This is a genomic window from Kitasatospora albolonga (assembly GCF_039535905.1).
Taxonomy (GTDB): domain Bacteria; phylum Actinomycetota; class Actinomycetes; order Streptomycetales; family Streptomycetaceae; genus Kitasatospora; species Kitasatospora albolonga.
In genome coordinates, this window is the sequence record NZ_BAAAYB010000102.1 from 79,658 (window position 1) to 96,349 (window position 16,692).

General features: G+C 74.9%; 17 protein-coding genes and 1 pseudogene. 9 read left to right on the plus strand and 9 right to left on the minus strand.

The features are described from left to right. Positions 1 to 4 precede the first annotated feature (4 nt). The 6 genes from ABD946_RS26585 to ABD946_RS26610 form a co-directional block, all read right to left on the minus strand. Positions 5 to 694, minus strand: coding sequence for a DUF4253 domain-containing protein (locus tag ABD946_RS26585; RefSeq protein WP_345287754.1), 690 nt, complete (start codon positions 692 to 694; stop codon positions 5 to 7). Between the two features lie 70 nt (positions 695 to 764). Continuing rightward, the gene (locus tag ABD946_RS26590) at positions 765 to 2,030 is read right to left on the minus strand and encodes a beta-ketoacyl-[acyl-carrier-protein] synthase family protein (RefSeq protein ID WP_345287756.1); all 1,266 of its coding nucleotides are present in this window, start codon (positions 2,028 to 2,030) and stop codon (positions 765 to 767) included. A gap of 114 nt (positions 2,031 to 2,144) precedes the next feature. After that, the gene (locus ABD946_RS26595) at positions 2,145 to 2,390 is read right to left on the minus strand and encodes an acyl carrier protein (RefSeq protein ID WP_345287758.1); all 246 of its coding nucleotides are present in this window, start codon (positions 2,388 to 2,390) and stop codon (positions 2,145 to 2,147) included. An 82-nt stretch (positions 2,391 to 2,472) separates the two neighbouring features. Then, positions 2,473 to 3,504 (minus strand): beta-ketoacyl-ACP synthase III, encoded by a 1,032-nt coding sequence (locus ABD946_RS26600; RefSeq protein ID WP_345287760.1) that lies wholly within the window; start codon positions 3,502 to 3,504, stop codon positions 2,473 to 2,475. Then, a complete protein-coding gene (locus tag ABD946_RS26605) occupies positions 3,501 to 4,439 on the minus strand; it encodes an ACP S-malonyltransferase (RefSeq protein WP_345287762.1) in 939 nt (312 codons plus the stop codon). Before ABD946_RS26605 ends, ABD946_RS26600 begins: the two co-directional genes overlap by 4 nt. 90 nt (positions 4,440 to 4,529) lie before the next feature. Next, positions 4,530 to 5,726, minus strand: coding sequence for a PucR family transcriptional regulator (locus ABD946_RS26610; RefSeq protein ID WP_345287785.1), 1,197 nt, complete (start codon positions 5,724 to 5,726; stop codon positions 4,530 to 4,532). Positions 5,727 to 5,905: 179 nt separating this feature from the next. Between ABD946_RS26610 and ABD946_RS26615 the strand changes: the two genes are divergently transcribed. Then, entirely contained in the window at positions 5,906 to 6,685 is a 780-nt protein-coding gene (locus tag ABD946_RS26615) for a pirin family protein (RefSeq protein WP_345287764.1), read from the plus strand. On the opposite strand, the gene ABD946_RS26620 is transcribed toward ABD946_RS26615, so the two are convergent. Next, positions 6,676 to 7,125: a hypothetical protein gene (locus tag ABD946_RS26620; RefSeq protein ID WP_345287766.1), complete on the minus strand. Its 450-nt coding sequence runs from the start codon at positions 7,123 to 7,125 to the stop codon at positions 6,676 to 6,678. The genes ABD946_RS26615 and ABD946_RS26620 overlap by 10 nt on opposite strands. Before the next feature lie 119 nt (positions 7,126 to 7,244). Here ABD946_RS26620 and ABD946_RS26625 point away from each other — a divergent pair, with 119 nt between their 5' ends. After that, entirely contained in the window at positions 7,245 to 8,459 is a 1,215-nt protein-coding gene (locus ABD946_RS26625; RefSeq protein WP_345287768.1) for a sensor histidine kinase, read from the plus strand. Further along, positions 8,456 to 9,115: a response regulator transcription factor gene (locus ABD946_RS26630; RefSeq protein WP_345287770.1), complete on the plus strand. Its 660-nt coding sequence runs from the start codon at positions 8,456 to 8,458 to the stop codon at positions 9,113 to 9,115. Before ABD946_RS26625 ends, ABD946_RS26630 begins: the two co-directional genes overlap by 4 nt. A 7-nt stretch (positions 9,116 to 9,122) precedes the next feature. On the opposite strand, the gene ABD946_RS26635 is transcribed toward ABD946_RS26630, so the two are convergent. Continuing rightward, positions 9,123 to 9,626, minus strand: coding sequence for a hypothetical protein (locus ABD946_RS26635; protein WP_345287772.1), 504 nt, complete (start codon positions 9,624 to 9,626; stop codon positions 9,123 to 9,125). After that, positions 9,623 to 10,450 carry a serine hydrolase domain-containing protein gene (locus ABD946_RS26640; protein WP_345287774.1) on the minus strand — a complete coding sequence of 276 codons (828 nt, stop codon included), beginning with the start codon at positions 10,448 to 10,450 and terminating at the stop codon, positions 9,623 to 9,625. The genes ABD946_RS26635 and ABD946_RS26640 overlap by 4 nt, the downstream gene beginning before the upstream one ends. Positions 10,451 to 10,556: 106 nt before the next feature. Between ABD946_RS26640 and ABD946_RS26645 the strand changes: the two genes are divergently transcribed. The 6 genes and pseudogenes from ABD946_RS26645 to ABD946_RS26670 all read left to right on the plus strand — a co-directional run bounded on the left by ABD946_RS26645 (position 10,557) and on the right by ABD946_RS26670 (position 16,592). After that, on the plus strand, positions 10,557 to 11,060 hold the full coding sequence (locus tag ABD946_RS26645) for a MerR family transcriptional regulator (RefSeq protein ID WP_380149986.1): 504 nt from the start codon (positions 10,557 to 10,559) through the stop codon (positions 11,058 to 11,060). After that, positions 11,009 to 12,022 carry an aldo/keto reductase gene (locus ABD946_RS26650; RefSeq protein ID WP_345287775.1) on the plus strand — a complete coding sequence of 338 codons (1,014 nt, stop codon included), beginning with the start codon at positions 11,009 to 11,011 and terminating at the stop codon, positions 12,020 to 12,022. Before ABD946_RS26645 ends, ABD946_RS26650 begins: the two co-directional genes overlap by 52 nt. Positions 12,023 to 12,351: 329 nt before the next feature. Beyond that, the gene (locus tag ABD946_RS26655) at positions 12,352 to 13,017 is read left to right on the plus strand and encodes a response regulator transcription factor (RefSeq protein WP_345287777.1); all 666 of its coding nucleotides are present in this window, start codon (positions 12,352 to 12,354) and stop codon (positions 13,015 to 13,017) included. Then, complete coding sequence (locus ABD946_RS26660) at positions 13,014 to 14,297, plus strand: sensor histidine kinase (protein WP_345287779.1); 1,284 nt, start codon at positions 13,014 to 13,016, stop codon at positions 14,295 to 14,297. The genes ABD946_RS26655 and ABD946_RS26660 overlap by 4 nt, the downstream gene beginning before the upstream one ends. Positions 14,298 to 14,690: 393 nt before the next feature. Further along, positions 14,691 to 15,329: pseudogene (locus ABD946_RS26665) on the plus strand (alpha/beta fold hydrolase); the annotation flags it as partial. A gap of 108 nt (positions 15,330 to 15,437) precedes the next feature. Next, positions 15,438 to 16,592: an RNA polymerase sigma factor gene (locus ABD946_RS26670; RefSeq protein ID WP_345282833.1), complete on the plus strand. Its 1,155-nt coding sequence runs from the start codon at positions 15,438 to 15,440 to the stop codon at positions 16,590 to 16,592. The last annotated feature ends 100 nt before the right edge of the window (positions 16,593 to 16,692 follow it).

The following is a 16,692-nucleotide window of genomic DNA, read 5'->3' on the forward strand; positions in this document are numbered from 1 at the left end:
CGGGTCAGTCCCACCACAGGGCCCAGCGCCGCCCGGTGACCGTGCCCTCGCACTCCTGGTCCACGTCCGGGCAGTAGGCCTGCAGCTCGTGGGCCGCGCGCAGTGCGGCGGTGCGGTCGGCCGGGGGCCGGGCGACCTCGAGCTCCAGGGTGGAGCCGGCCGCGTAGTGGACCTCGGCGCCGAACCGCCGGTGCCAGTCGCGGAGCACCGCCGCGTGGGCGTGCGCCGGTATCGACCAGTCGTCGAAGTCCGTGAAGCCGGTCACCAAGGGGTCGAGCAGGATCGGGAGTTCGTGCCCGGCCGCCGCCGGGGCCAGCAGCAGCCAGAGCGGCCGGTCCGGCACCCGGCTGTGCGGCGGCCGCTCCACCGGAGGCCAGGGCAGCTCGATCGGCTCGGCCGCGGCCAGCGCCACGTACGACTCCAGCAGTGCGCCGGCGTCGCCCCGCTCGGCGTACTCCAGGTGCTGCCGGACCCGGTCGGGCGCGGGGTGCCGGCGGAGCAGCCGGGGCCCGCCGCCGCGGAGGAACGGGTACCAGCCGGTCTCCGGGTGCCGGTCCAGGAAGTGCCGCCAGGCCCGGTCGGCGTCCTGGCGCTCCAGCAGCAGCCCGTGCAGCGTCAGCCCGGCGTCCGTCACCACCGACTCGGTCTCCAGCGGGTGCAGCCAGGACGGTACGGCGACGGGAATCTCGATCATTCGTGCACCCTGGAACGCCGGAGGCCCGCCGCACGAAGGGGATTCGTGCGACGGGCCGTCAGGCTCGGGTTCAGACGGTGCGGAAGGCCAGCACCACGTTGTGGCCGCCGAAGCCGAAGGAGTTGTTCAGCGCGGCGATCCGGCCCTCGGGGAGGGTGCGGGGCTCGCCGCGGACGATGTCGGCATCGATGTCGTCGTCGAGGTTGTCGACGTTGACGGTCGGCGGGGCCAGACGGTGGTGCAGGGCCAGCACGGTGGCGACGGTCTCGATGCCGCCGGCGCCGCCGAGCAGGTGGCCGGTCATCGACTTGGTGGCGGAGATGGCCACGTGGTCGAGGTGCTCGCCGAGCTCCTTGCGGAGCGCCTTGATCTCGGCGGTGTCGCCCTGCGGGGTCGAGGTGGCGTGCGCGTTGACGTGCACGACCTCGGCCTTGTCCAGCTCGTTGTGCTCGAACAGGTCGGCGATGGCACGGGCCACGCCGGCACCGGTCGGCTCGGGCTGGGCGATGTGGTGGGCGTCCGAGGACAGGCCCTGGCCGACGGCCTCGCAGTAGACCCGGGCGCCGCGGCGGGCCGCGTGCTCGGCCGACTCCAGCACGACCACGCCGGCGCCCTCGCCGAGCACGAAGCCGTCCCGGCCCTTGTCGTACGGGCGGGAGGCGTGCTGCGGGGCGTCGTTGTTCTTGGACATCGCCATCATGTTGGAGAAGGCGACGATCGGCAGCGGGTGGATCGCCGCCTCGGTGCCGCCGGCCACCACGACGTCGGCGCGGCCGGAGCGGATCATCTCGATCGCGTAGCCGATCGCCTCGGCGCCGGAGGCGCAGGCGGAGACGGGGGTGTGCACGCCCGCGCGGGCGCCGACCTCCAGGCCGACGTTGGCGGCCGGGGAGTTGGGCATCAGCATCGGCACGGTGTGCGGGGAGACCTTGCGGACGCCCTGCTCCTTGAGCACGTCGTACTGGTCGAGCAGGGTGGTGACGCCGCCGATGCCGGAGGCGATCACCGCGCCCAGGCGCTCGGGAGCGAGCTCCGAGCCCTCGGCGGTGGCGGAGGCGGTGAAGCCGGCGTCGGCCCAGGCCTCGCGGGCCGCGATCAGCGCGAACTGCGCCGAGCGGTCCAGCTTGCGGGCCAGCGGCCGGGGGAGGATCTCGCCCGGCTCGATCGCGGTGCGAGCGGCGATCCGGACCGGCAGCTCGGCGGCCCACTCCTCGGTCAGCGCGGCCACGCCGGAGCGGCCGGAGGTGAGGCCCTCCCAGAACGAGGCGGCGTCGCCGCCCAGCGGCGTGAAGGCGCCGATACCCGTGACGACCACGGTGCGGTTTTCAGCGGTCACTGGTTCTTCTTCTCTCACGTGTGGCAGGTGGCGGCGTTGCCGGGGGGTGGGGTGACCGGGCGGCCGGGGTGGGGACCCCGGCCGCCCGGGCGGTCAGCTGGCGCTGACGGAAGATCAGGCGGCGTTGGCGAGGATGTAGTCCACCGCGTCGCCGACGGTCTTCAGGTTCTTGACCTCGTCGTCCGGGATCTTGACGTCGAAGCGCTCCTCGGCGGCCACGACGACCTCGACCATGGAGAGCGAGTCGACGTCCAGGTCGTCGGTGAAGCTCTTGTCGAGCTCGACGTCCTCGGCCGGGATGCCCGCGATCTCGTTGACGATCTCGGCGAGACCGGACAGAACCTCGTCCTTGGTAGCCATTCTGGCTGCTCCTCTTCGGTGTTGAACACGACCGCCCGGCGGGCCGTCGCACGATTTCTGATGGCGGGTCGGAAGACCGCGCCTAGGGGAGGGTAACGACTGCGGCGGCGTACACGAGACCGGCCCCGAAGCCGATGATCAGGGCGAGGTCGCCGCTGCGGGCCTCCCCGCTCTCCAGCATCCGCTCCATCGCCAGCGGGATGGAGGCCGCCGAGGTGTTGCCGGTCTCCGCGATGTCGCGGGCCACCGGGACGCCCTCGGGGAGCTTCAGGGCCTTGATCATCGCGTCGGTGATCCGCATGTTGGCCTGGTGCGGGATGAACGCGCCGAGCTGGTCGGCGGTGACCCCGGCGGCGTCCAGCGCCTGCTGGGCCACCTTGGCCATCTCCCAGACGGCCCAGCGGAAGACGGTCTGGCCCTCCATCCGCAGGGCCGGCCACTTGACCTCCTCGCCGGCGCCGTTGACGGCGTCCTCCTTGGCGAAGGCGGTGTCCCAGGCCTGGGTCTGCGAGATGACGTCCTTCTGCGAGCCGTCCGAGCCCCAGATCACCTTGCCGATGCCGGGGGTGTCGGACGGGCCGACGATCGCGGCGCCGGCGCCGTCGCCGAAGATGAAGGCGGTCGAGCGGTCGGAGGTGTCGGTGAGGTCGCTGAGCCGCTCCACGCCGATCACCAGCACGTACTCGGCGCTGCCGCCGCGCACCATGCCGTCGGCCAGGCTCAGGCCGTAGCCGAAGCCGGCGCAGGCGGCCGAGATGTCGAAGGCCGGGGCGGTGCCGCAGCCGAGCCGCTCGGCGATCTCGGTGGCGATGGCCGGGGTCTGCTTGAGGTGCGAGACGGTGGCCACGATCACGCCGCCGATCTGCTCCGGGGCGATCCCGGCCTGGGCGATCGCCTTGCCGGCCGCCTGCACCGACATCTCGGCGACGGTCTCCTCCGGGCCGGCCCAGCGGCGCTCGGTGATGCCGCTGCGGCTGCGGATCCACTCGTCCGAGGACTCGATCCAGTTGAGCACCTCGGCGTTCGGGATGACCCGGACGGGGCGGTAGCCGCCGACGCCGTGGATGCGGGAGTGCGCCGCACCGGTGGCGGGGCGGATCTGAGGGGTCGTCATGCGTCCAGCTCCTGCCCGCCGTGTTCCTCGACCAGCGCGCGCGCCTTGTCGAGGTCGGCCGGAGTCTTGAGGGCAAGCGTCGCGACACCCTTGACGTTGCGCTTGACCAGGTTGGTGAGGGTGCCGGCCGGGGAGAGCTCGATGACGGCGGTGGCACCGAGCTGCTGCAGGGTCTCCATGCAGAGGTCCCAGCGGACCGGGTTGGACACCTGCGAGACCAGCCGGGCGAGCACCTCGGTGCCGTCCTGCACGACCTCGCCGTCCTTGTTGGACAGGTACGCGACCGCCGGGTCGGCGGTGGTCAGGGTGGGGGCCAGCTTGGCGAGCCGCTCCACGCCCGGGGCCATGTGCTCGGTGTGGAAGGCACCGGCCACCTTCAGCGGGATCACCCGCGAACCGGCCGGCGGGTCGGCCTTGAGGGCCTCCAGCTGGGCCAGCGTGCCGGCCGCGACCAGCTGGCCGCCGCCGTTGTTGTTGGCCGCGGTCAGGCCGTGCTCGGCCAGCTTCGCGGCGACCACCTCGGCGTCGCCGCCGAGCAGCGCGGTCATGCCGGTCGGGGTCGCGGCGGCGGCCTCGGCCATCGCCAGGCTGCGCTCGCGGACGAAGACCAGCGCCTCGTCGGCGCTCAGCACCCCGGCCAGCGCGGCCGCGGTGATCTCGCCGACGCTGTGTCCGGCCACGGCCGCGTACGGGCCGCCCGTGACGGCGCCGAACAGCTCGGTGGCGGTGAGCAGGCCCGCGGCCACCAGCAGCGGCTGGGCCACGGCGGTGTCCTTGATCTCCTCCTCGGAGCCCTCGGTCCCGTAGCGGACCAGGTCGAGCCCGGCCACGTCGGACCAGGCCCGCAACCGGTCGGCGGCGCCGTCCAGTTCGAGCCAGGGGGTGAGGAATCCGGGGGTCTGGGCACCCTGCCCAGGGGCGACGATTACGAGCACGGTTCAACCCTCTCTCGCCAGGCACCCGGGGACGGGTAGGCGACGGTAACGAATAAAAGGACGCCGGATTGTGGGGTCCCTACAGCGGCGTCAATCCTGTTCGGCTGCCGAGCCGAGTCGGCCCAGGGCAAGCGCGATCCGCAGGGTGAAGGCCGATCGCACGTCCGAGGGAGCATAGCCGGTGACGTCGGTCACACGACGGAGCCGGTAGCGCACGGTGTTCGGGTGGACGAAGAGCATCCGGGCGGCGCCCTCCAGCGAGGAGGCCTGCTCCAGGTAGACGCTCAGCGTCTCCAGCAGTGCCGAGCCCGCCTCGTCGAGCGGTGTGTAGATCTCCTCCACCAGTTGGCGCCGGGCCGCCTGGTCCCCCGCGAGCGCGCGCTCGGGCAGCAGGTCGTCGGCCAGCACCGGGCGCGGAGCGTCCGGCCAGGCCGCGCAGGCCTTCAGGCCGGCGGCGGCGGCGTGCGCGGAGCGGGTCGCCGAGAGCAGGTCGCCGACGGTCGGACCGACCACCACCGGGCCGGGGGCGAACTGGCCGATCAGCGCCCGGGCGGCGTGCACCGGCTCCTTGTCGCCGCCGACCACCACCACCAGCCGCTTGCCCAACACACCCGTCAGCACCTGGAGTTTGGCGTACCTGGCGGCCCGTCGGATCGCCTCCACCACCAACTCGCTGTCCCCGTCCGGGGCGGAGCCCATCACCACCCGCACCTGGCTCGGCTGGCCCCAGCCGAGCGCCGCCGCCCGGGACAGCACGCCCTCGTCGGCGTCGCCGGAGAGCAGCGAGTTCACCACCAGGGCCTCCAGCCGGGCGTCCCAGGCGCCGCGCGCCTCGGCCGCCTGGGCGTACACCTGGGCGGTGGCGAAGGCGATCTCGCGGGCGTAGACCAGCACCGACTCGCGCATCCCGGCCTCGTCGCCCGGGGCGGCCACCTCCTCGATCGCCTCCTCCATCACCTCGATGGTGGTGCGGATCAGCTCCACGGTCTGACGGAGCGTGATGGCTCTGGTCAGCTCGCGCGGGGCGGTGCCGAACACGTCGGTGGAGATCGCCTGCGGGGCGTCCGGGTGCCGGTACCACTCGGTGAAGGCGGCGATGCCGGCCTGGGCCACCAGGCCGATCCAGGAGCGGTGCTCCGGCGGCATCCGCCGGTACCAGCCGAGTTGGTCGTCCATCCGCGCGATGGCGGCGGTGGCCAGCTTGCCGGAGGACTTCTCCAGCCGCTTGAGGGTGGCGGCCCGCAGCTCGGCCCGCTCGGTGGCGAGCCTGCGCTCCTGAGCGGTCAGCCGCCCGCCCCGGCGCGGTCTCGGCTGCTCGGGCTGTTCGGTCGTGGGGGCTGACTTCTTGTCGGAATTCGCTGAAGCGGATGGCACAGGGACAAGACTGCCTCACCTTCGGGGCGGCTCGTACCCGCCCCCGCCGGATCGACGCGGTGGCCCCGGTCACACCGGCTACCGTGGGCCGGGTGACCGACGCAGCCTCCTCCCGCCCCCGGGCCGACCACCGCCGCGCCGCCGAGCGCTACGCCTCCGCGCCCGAGCCGGGGATCTCCACCCTCCACGCCTTCTCCTTCTCCGGGCACTACGACCCGAAGAACACCTCCTTCGGCGCACTGCTCGCCGTCAACGAGGAGTCGATCGCGCCCGGCGCGGGCTACGCCGAGCACAAGCACCGCGACACCGAGATCGTCACCTGGGTCCTGGACGGCGCCCTCGCCCACCGCGACGGCCACGGCCACGCGGGCGTGGTCCGGCCGGGCATGGTCCAGGTGCAGAGTGCCGGCTCCGGCATCACCCACACCGAACGCAACGTCGGCGGCGCCGACGGGCCGGTCCGCTTCGTCCAGATGTGGCTCCAGCCCGACACCTTCGACGCCGCCCCTGCCTACGGCCTCGCCCGGGTGACCCCCTCCGGCGCAGGGTTGACGCTGCTCGCCTCCGGCCTCGCGCGCGACGCCGCCACGGACGCCCCGCGCCTGCTCCGCTCCGACGCCGCCCTCTGGCTGGTCACGGCCGGCCCCTGGGAGCCGCTGCCCGAACTCCCCGAAGCCCCTTACCGCTACGCCCACCTGACGAAGGGTTCCCTCGGCTACCGCACCGTCCCCGGCCCCCAGGGCGGCGGCCGCACCATGGCCCCCGGCGACAGCGTCCGCGCCACCGGCACCGCCTTCGCCGACCCCACGGCGGGGGAGGACGGCGCGGAGCTGCTGCTCTGGGAGATGCACTCCCCGCTCCGCTACGGCTGACCGGGGAGGGTCCCGAGCGTGCGGCGGGTGCCGCGGACCGCGATCAGCGCCCCGACGGCGGCGGCTCCCGCGGCGGACAGCGCGGTCGCGGCCACCAGCGGATGCTCGAAGGCGCCAGCGTCGCGGAGCAGTTGACCGAGCACCAGGTACTCGCCAAGGACGGTCGTCAGGAAGGCCAGCGCCGGCCCGGTGCGGCCGTCCAGCGCGATCCTCCGCGGCAGCGCGCAGAGCACCCCGAGGGTGAGCAGGAAGACGGGCACCAGGAGGACGGCGCCGGCCAGGGCCCCGAGGACCGGGTACGTCGGCCCGTAGACCAGGAACTCGAGCACCGCACCCCAGACGGCGCCGCTCGCCACTCCGGCGACGGTCATCAGCACCCCGAGCCGGAAGCGCCAGGGGGCGGGGAGCTCGTTCTCGTTCAGCATGATCGGACCGGTCATGGTCCGGTTCCTACAGCGCTTCCGATCCGAGGATCAAGCGGTTTCCGTTCCGGCCCGGCTCCGGGCGCTCCCCCGATCGGGGGAGGTCGTCCACGGACGGCCTCGGGATACTGGCGTCCATGATCAGGGGAATCGGGCCGCTGCTGCGCGGCTCCACGTACACGGGTGCTCTGCTGGCGGCCTTCACGGCCGGGTTCAGCGTGCTGCCGTTGATGTTCGCGTTGGTACCGGGACTGGCCTGGAAGTCGGCGCCGGAGGCCGTGCTCTGGGGGATGACCCTGGTGCTGTGGGCGGGGCTGGTCGCGGTCGGCGGCCTGCTGCCGGGGGTGCGGCGGGTGCTGGCCTCGCTGGCCCGGCGGGTGTTGGGGGCGGCGGTGCCGGTGCCGGTCAAGTCGGCTGCCGGGAGCGGGCGTTGGCGCACCCCGCTGTGGCTGCTGCTGCTCGTGGCGCTCGGCTGGGTGGTGGCCCTGCTCGGTGGGCTGCTGCTGCTCATGGGGGTGGCGCTGCCCGGGGCCTGGCTCGGCGGGGAGGCGGAGGTCGACCTCTACGGCTGGACGCCGCCGGTGAACGGGTGGTGGACCTGGCCGGCCGGGGTGCTCTGCCTGCTGCTGACGGCCGCGCTCTGCGCGCTGGTGACGGGCGCTCTGCGGTGGTCCGCGCCACGGCTGTTGGGCCCCTCGGCTGCGGAGCGGCTGGCGGCCTCGACCGAGCGGGAGCGGGCGCTGGCCGAACGGAACCGGCTGGCGACGGAGCTGCACGACTCGATCGGGCACACGCTGACCGCGGCCACCATCCAGGCGGCGGTGGCGGGTGAGGTGCTCGATGCCGACCCGGCGGCGGCGCGGGCCGCGCTGCGCTCCATCGAGGAGTCGGCCCGGGCGGCGCTGGAGGACCTGGACCACGTGCTCGGGGTGCTCCGGGAGGAGGAGGCGGGCACCACGCCGACCCGGACACTGGCCGACCTGCCGGAGCTGCTGGAGCGGCTGCGCCACGCGGGCGTGCAGGTGGCGCCGGAGCTGTCCGGCGACTTCGGGCAGCTGCCGGGCGCGCTCTCGCGGGCGGCCTACCGGATCGTCCAGGAGGGGCTGACCAACGCGCTGCGGCACGGCGCGGGCGGCCCGGTCGAGCTCCGGGTGGTGGCCGGGGCGGAGGGGCTGGAGCTGACCGTGGTGAACGCGACCGGCACCGGCCCGGCCTCCTTCCCGCCGTACGGGCGCGGCCTGCGCGGCCTGGCCGAGCGGGTGGCGTTGCTGCACGGCGGGCTGACGGCCGGTCCGGACGGGGCGCGGGTCTGGCGGCTGACGGTCAGTCTGCCCGCGCGGGTGCCGGCGTGAGCGAGCCGATCTCGCTGCTGATCGCGGACGACGACGCGGTGACCCGGAGCGGGCTGCGCACCCTGCTCTCCGCGCAGCCCGGCCTCACCGTGGCCGGCGAGGCGGCGGACGGGGTCGAGGCGGTCGAACGGGCCCGGGAGCTGCGGCCGGATGTGGTCCTGATGGACGTCCGGATGCCGCGCCGCAACGGCATCGAGGCGACCAGGGAGCTGCTCGCCGAACCGGCCCCGCCGAAGGTCGTGGTGATCACCACCTTCGAGAACGACGGCTACGTGACCGCCGCGCTCAGCGCCGGGGCCAGTGGTTTCGTGCTCAAGCGGCGCCCGGTCCGGGAGATCGCCGAGGCGGTCCGGGTGGCGGCGGCGGGGGAGGCGATCCTCTTCCCCGCCGCCCTGCGGCGGATGGTCGCGCCCCGCCCGCTCTCCTCCGCCGAGGCGCTGCCCCGGGCCGCCCTGACGGCCCGTGAGGAGGAGGTGCTCCGGGAGATGGCCACCGGCCTGTCCAACCCGGAGATCGCCGAGACCCTCCGGGTCAGCCAGGAGACGGTGAAGACCCACGTCGGCAACGTGCTCACCAAACTCGGCGCCCAGAACCGCACCCACGCGGTGGTGATCGCCTACGAATCCGGCCTGGTCGTCCCGGGCCTCCCGGGGTGACGTGCCGTCAGCAGGCCTTCCGAGCGGCCTTGTCGAAGTCCTCCCGGGACAGCACGCCCTTGTCGGTCAGCACCTGCCCGGGTTGCAGGGCGGCGAGCCGGGCCGCGTCGAAGGTGAGCGTGGCGTTGTAGTCGTAGGACTTGTCCGGGTCGCTGAAGCCGAGCCGGTAGACCCGGCCGGGATCCAGTGACTGCGGGCCACTGGTGGTGACGGCCCAGTCGGCGGGCGGGGCGAACAGCGGGAAGTCCGCGGCCTTCGGCCGGGCGACAGTGGACTTCCACACCGTCCACCTGTCGTCCGGCCAGTAGTGCTCGGTCGCGACCGCGGCCGGCTCCATGGCGAACAGCTGCGGGTACCGGATCCGGCCGTGGTCGTCGCAGCTGCGCAGCAGGGCCTGGGGGGCACCCTGGGCGTCCAGCTGCACTCCGACGAGCGGCAGGTCTCCCGGGGTGCAGCCGGTCAGGAGAGCCAGGCCGCAGGCGGCGAGCAGCGCCGCCCGGACCCGTCTCACGCGGCCTCGGCCAGGACCGCGTCGGAGAGCTGCGGCCAGACCTCCGCCGCCCAGGGGCCGAAGTCCCGGTCGGTGAGGGCGAGGCAGGCCAGGCCGGCCGTCGGGTCGACCCAGAGGAAGGTGCCGGACTGGCCGAAGTGGCCGAAGGTGGCGGGGGAGTTGGCGGTGCCGGTCCAGTGCGGGGACTTGTCGGAGCGGATCTCGAAGCCGAGGCCCCAGTCGTTGGGGCGGCGGTGGCCGAAGCCGGGGAGGACGCCGCTCAGGCCGGGGAAGGCGACCTCGCGGGTGGCGGCCGCCACGGTGGAGGGGTCGAGCAGGCGGGGGGCCTGGAGCTCGGCGGCGAAGAGGGCGAGGTCGGCGGCGGTGGAGAGGCCGCCGGCCCCGGCGGGGGCGCGGTGGGCGGTGTTGATCAGGGTGGAGGTCATGCCGAGCGGGGCGAAGACGGCCTCGGCGGCGTAGTCGGCGAAGGCGATGCCGGAGGCCTTGGCCAGGGTGTCGGCGAGGACGTCGAAGCCCGCGTTGGAGTAGAGGCGGCGGTCCCCGGGCGGGGCCATCACGCGGTGCTCGTCGAAGGCCAGGCCGGAGGTGTGGGCCAGCAGGTGGCGGACGGTGGAGCCCTCGGGCCCGGCCGGGTCGTCCAGCTCGAAGACGCCCTCCTCGACCGCGACCAGCGCCGCGTAGGAGGTCAGCAGCTTGGTGACGGAGGCCAGCGGGAAGAGGTGCTGCTGCGGCCCGGCCGCGCCGAGCACTGTCCCGTCGGCCCGTACCACCGCGGCCGCCGCGTTCGGCACCGGCCAGTCCTCGATCATCCGCAAGCTCTCCATGCCCCGAACTCTAACGACTCGCCGCGGCGGGCCGGGGCGCGGTGCTTGCCTAGAGTGCACTCCAAGTCAGTAGCTTCGTGAGCGTCACTTCCACAGGGGGCACCGCGTGACGACGATCCAGACAGTCCTGAAGCGCTGCGAGGCCCGCGGGCAGCAGACCACCGAGGCGGATCCGACGCCCCGGCACGGCATCGGCGAGGTCGCCGAGGCCACCGGCCTGACCGCGCACACGCTGCGCTGGTACGAGCGGATCGGCCTGCTGGACCGGGTCGACCGCTCGCACTCCGGGCAGCGCCGGTACAGCGACCGGGACCTGCGCCGGCTGGAGTTCCTCAACCGGCTGCGGCTGACCGGGATGCCGGTGGCCGACATGCTCCGCTACGTGGAGCTGCTCCGCGCGGGCGACCACACCCTCGGCGACCGCCGGGAGCTGCTGGTGGAGCACCGCGAGGACATCCGGCGCCAACTCAGCGACCTGCATGCCACCTTGGCGGTGCTGGACCACAAGATCGAGCTCTACTCGGGCGCCCTCGACGACGAACAGACCAGGAGCAAGCAGTGCAGCAGCACCTCCTCCCCACCGTCCCCCTCGGCCGCGGCGGCCGGCTGATCGGCGCCCAGGGCCTCGGCTGCATGGGCATGTCCGAGTTCTACGGCCCGACCGACACCGCCGAGGCGCTGGCCACCCTGGACGCCGCGCTGGAGGCGGGCGTCACCCTCTTCGACACCGCCGACATCTACGGCTCCGGCGCCAACGAGGAGCTGATCGGCCCCTTCGTCCGGGCCAACCGCGACCGCGTCGTGCTGGCCACCAAGTTCGCCATCGAGCGCCGCGCCGAGGACCCGCGCTACCGGGCCGTGCGCAACGACCCGGAGTACATCCGCTCCGCCGTCGACGCCTCGCTCAAGCGCCTGGGCGTGGACGAGATCGACCTCTACTACATGCACCGCCGCGACCCCGCCGTGCCGCTGGCCGAGTCGGTCGGCGCCATGGCCGAGCTCGTCCAGGCGGGCAAGGTACGGGAGTTGGGCCTGTCCGAGGTGACCGGGGCGGAGCTGCGCGAGGCGTACGCGGTCCACCCGATCGCCGCGCTGCAGTCCGAGTGGTCGGTCTTCTCCCGCGACGTGGAGCGCACCGCCGTACCGGCCGCCGCCGAACTGGGCGTCACCTTCGTGCCGTACTCGCCGCTCGGCCGGGGCTTCCTGACCGGCTCCTTCGCGGCCGCCGAGACGCTCAGCGAGGGCGACTACCGGCGCTACCACCCGCAGTTCAGCGGCGCCAACGCGGCGGCCAACGCGGCGCTGGTGGAGCCGATCCGCGCGATCGCCGCCGAGCGCGGCCTGACCCCGGCCCAGGTCGCGCTGGCCTGGGTGCACCAGCGGGCGGCGGTGCACGGCCTGACCGTGGTGCCGATCCCGGGCACCCGCAAGCGCACCCGGCTGGCCGAGAACACCGCGGCCGCCACGGTGGAGCTGACCGGGGCCGAACTCGCCCTGCTGGAGCCGATCTCGGGGCAGGTCACCGGCGACCGCTACGCCGACATGAGCTCCACCTCGGCGGCCCGCGAGTGACCGCACCCCGGCCGGAGGCCGCCTGACCACGCGTCAGGCGGCCTCCCGCCCCGGCGGCTCACGAAATCCTCAGGTTCGCCCTGGCACCCTCGGCCACGTCGAGGCGGGCGCCTCCCCGGCATCCCCCCTGCCCGGGAAGAGCGCCGCCTCGGCCTCCCGGGCACCCGTCCGGGTGATCGGGGGCGCGTCCTCGGCGGGACCTGGCGGACGCCGTCGAGGTGCGCCCTCCCGACGGACCGGACGGGGCCTCCGGCGGTGCCCGCCCGCGCGCACCGCCGCGCGGCGCCACCACCGACCCCGTCGAGGAGACAGACCGTAGGGTGACCGGCATGCGCGTACTGGTGGTCGAGGACGACGAGGACCTGCGGTTCGCGGTGTCCGCCGCGCTGCGCGGCAGCGGCCTGGCCGTCGACGAGGCGGCGGACCTCCCCGAGGCCGACCAGGCGCTCTTCGTCACCGCGTACGACTGCGCGGTGTTCGACCGGATGCTGCCCGCGGGCGACTCGGCGGAGTACGTGCGGCGGATGCGGGAGGACGGCCGGACCACCCCCGTCCTCTTCCTCACCGCCCGCGACACCGTGGCCGACCGGGTCGAGGGCTTCGCGACCGGTGGCGACGACTACCTGGTCAAGCCCTTCGCCGTGCCCGAACTGGTCGCCCGGGTGCGGAACCTGTGCCGCCGCACCGCCGTCCCCCGGCCGCCGGTGGTGCGGATCGGCGGGCTGGAGATCGACACCGCCCGCCGCACGGTGCACCGCGACGGCGTGCTGCTCTCCCTCACCACCAAGGAGTTCGCCGTCCTGGAGACCCTCGCCGCCCGCCCGGCCGAGGCGGTGCGGCGCAGCGAGCTGATCGAGCGCTGCTGGGACGAGCTGACCGAGCCGAACTCCAACGTGGTCGAGGTGCTGGTCTCCCAGCTGCGCCGCAAGCTCGGCGATCCGCCGCTGATCCACACCGTGCGCGGGGTCGGCTACCGGCTGGAGCTGGAGGCGTGAGACGCCGCCGCGCGGCCGCCCTGACCCCGGCCGGCCGGATCCACCGCCTGCGGCGGCGGACGGCGCTGCTCTTCGCCCTGGTCAGCGCCCTCGGGCTGGTCGGCATGGCGGTCGTCGCGGTGCGGGCGGCCGACTCCTCCTGGCGGGCCCAGGTCGACGCCGACCTCACCCTGCGGGTCAACGAGGTCTACGCAGACCTGCGCTACGTCGAAGAGGGGACCTTCGCCTACCCCGACCCCCAGGAGGGCGCCTACGACTGCCCGCCGGTGACGCTGTTCACCGGCACCGGTGGCGAGGTGACGCCGCTGGCCGCCGCGCACAGGCCCTGCCTGGCCGTCCCGGCCGAGGCGCTGCGGGCGGTGGCGGCCGAGGCCGGCCGGTCGGGGGAGCAGGTCCACGGCACCGCCACCGCGTCGAACGGCCACCGGCTCCGGCTCTGTGCCCTGCCGTTCGTCGGCCCGGAGGAGGAGAACCTGGACGGCGTGCTGGTCGCCGCCGTCGACGTCTCCGGCCAGCTGGACGACCAGGACCGCCTGGTCCTGCTGCTCGCCGGCGCCTGCGCGGTGCTGGTGACCCTCTCGGCCCTGGCCGGGAGCCGGCTGGCGGGGCGGGCCGTCCGGCCGGCCCTGACGGCGATCGAGCAGCAGGAGGCGTTCTTCGCGGACGCCGCCCACGACCTGCGCACCCCGGTCGCCTCCGTGCGGCTTCTCGCCGAGACCGGCCTGCGGGGCGAGGCCGACGGGACGGAGGTGATGCGCCGGACGCTGCGTCAGGCCACCAGGATGGGCGAGCTGGTCGACGCCCTGCTCGTCCGCGCCCGGCTGACGACCGGCGCCGTCCCCTTGGAGCGGGAGCCGCTGCGGCTCGACCAGCTGGTCGACGCGGTGGTCGCCGACACCCCGGCGGCGGACGGGCACCTGGTCACCGTCCGGTCCGTGCCGGTGGTGGTGCGGGGCGACGCGGGCCTGCTGCGCCGGGCCGTCGCCAACCTGCTGGGCAACGCGCTGCTGCACGGCCACGCGCCGGGCCGCCCGGCCGAGGTCGAGATCACCGTCGGGGCGGACGGCACGGTGGCCGTGGACGACGCGGGGCCCGGCATCCCGCCCGAGCGGGCCCGGTCGCTGTTCGAGCGCTTCCACAGCGGTGCCGGGTCGAGCGGACTCGGGCTGTCGATCGCCGCCTGGGTCGCGCACGCCCACGGCGGCTCGCTCACCGTGGTGCCCAGCGCCCGGGGCGGCGCCCGCTTCGTCCTGCGCGTGCCGGTGCGCAGGCAGCCCTGACCGGACAGCCCTGACGGGGCGTCACCGCCCGGCGCTGGCCGTCCTCAGCGAAACCTCAGGTCACCTCGGCCAGGCTTCCGTGACGTACCCGGACCTCGCGACCGATCGGAACGACCCGTGCACCCCACCGTCCGCCCCCCGCACCGCCCCCGGGCGGCGGCCCGCCGCCGCACCGCCGTCCGCCTCGGCGCCGCCGCCCTGGCCCTGGCCGCGACGGCCGCCACCGCGCTGACCGGCTGCGACGGATCGGCGCCCGGCGGGGCGAACGGGCCGCTGGTGGTCCGCCGGGCCGGTACCGAACCGGCCGAGCGGCCGGCCCTGAAGGCCTTCTACGGGCAGAAGTTGGGCTGGACCGCCTGCGGCGACCTGCAGTGCGCCACCCTCACCGTCCCGATGGACTACGAGCGGCCGCAGGACGGCCGGACCTTCACCCTTCCGCTGGCCCGGGCCGCCGCCACCGACCCAGGCCGGCGGAAGGGTTCGCTGGTCCTGGACCCGGGCGGCCCCGGCGGCTCCGGCGTGCAGCTGATGAGGTCGGGCGGCGCGGACTCCTTCGGCACGGCGGCCCGGGCGCACTTCGACGTGGTCGGCTTCGACCCGCGCGGCGTGGCCGGCAGCAGGCCCGCCGTGGACTGCACCGAGCCGGACGGCCGGGGCACGGAGGAGACCGCCGTCCCCCTGTACCCGCGCACCGACGCCGAACGCGCGGCCGCGCTCGCCGACGCCGAGCGCACCACCGCCGCCTGCGTCGCCCGCAGCGGCGCGATCCTGCCCCACGTCGGCACCCCGGACGCCGCCCGGGACCTGGACGTGCTCCGCGCGGCGCTCGGCGACGAGAAGCTCACCTACCTCGGCTGGTCCTACGGCACCCACCTCGGCACGCTCTACGCCGAGCAGTTCCCGCGCCGGGTCCGCGCCTTGGTCCTGGACGGCGCCGTCGACCCCGACCTCGACTGGCGGCAGCGGATCCTGAGCCAGGCGCGGGGGTTCAGGAAGGCGGTCGACGACTACGCCGAGAACTGCGCCCGGATCGTCGCGGGTGCCTGCCCCGCCACCACCCCGGACGGGATCCGGCGCACCGTCGAGGAGACCTACGCCAAGGCGGGCCGCCCTGCCACGGGTCGCGGGGTGACCCCGCCGGTGGACGAGGTGCTGCTGCGCACCCTGACCCCGGGCGTGCTGGCGGCCCTCGTCCGCCGGGGTGCCGACTTCGCCTCCGCCGAGGACGCGGTGCAGGAGGCGCTGGTGGAGGCCTTCCGGACCTGGCCGGAGGCCGGGGCACCGCGTGACCCCAAGGGGTGGCTGGTCACGGTCGCCTGGCGGAAGTTCCTCGACGGCGCCCGGGCCGAGAGCGCCCGGCGCCGCCGCGAGGAGCTGGTGCACGAGGAACCCGAGCCCGGTCCGGTGCCGGAAGCGGACGACACGCTGCGGCTCTACTTCCTGTGCGCGCACCCGTCGTTGACCCCCTCCTCGGCCGTCGCGCTCACCCTGCGGGCGGTCGGCGGGCTGACCACGCGTCAGATCGCCCAGGCGTACCTGGTGCCCGAGGCCACCATGGCGCAGCGGATCAGCCGGGCCAAGCGCACCGTCTCGACGGTCCGCCTCGACCGGCCCGGGGACGTGGCCACCGTGCTGCGGGTGCTCTACCTGGTCTTCAACGAGGGCTACGGCGGCGACCTCGACCTGGCGGCCGAAGCCATCCGGCTGACCCGGCAGTTGGCGGCGGCCGTCGACCACCCCGAGGTGGCCGGCCTGCTCGCCCTGATGCTCCTGCACCACGCCCGGCGCGCGGCCCGGACCGATCCGGACGGCGCCCTGGTCCCCCTGGCGGAGCAGGACCGCGGCCGCTGGGACACCGCCGCCATCGCGGAGGGGGTGGCGGTGCTCCAGTCCGCACTGGCCCGGGACCGCCTCGGTGAGTACCAGGCGCAGGCCGCGATCGCCGCGCTGCACGCGGACGCGCCCTCCGCCGCGGAGACCGACTGGGTCCAGATCGTGGAGTGGTACGACGAGTTGGCGCGGCTGACGGACAGCCCGGTGGTCCGCCTCAACCGCGCCGTCGCCGTCGGCGAGGCCGACGGCCCGCGCGCCGGCCTGGCGGCCCTCGCGGAGGTGGCCCCCTCCGTCCCCCGTCACACCGCCGTCTCGGCCCACCTCCACGAACGCGACGGCGACCTCGCCACCGCCGCCCGCCTCTACGCCGAGGCCGCCCGCCACGCCGCCAGCCCGGCCGAACGCGACCACCTCTTCCGCCAGGCCGCCCGCCTCAACTCCCGTCCGGGCCTTCAGCAGTAGCCGTCCAGCCGGGCCGCCGGCCCGGCGTGCGGTTCGGCCACGGCCGGCCGGCCCCCTCGGAGGCGGCATCGCGCAGCAGGTCGAGCACGGTGCCGCCGGG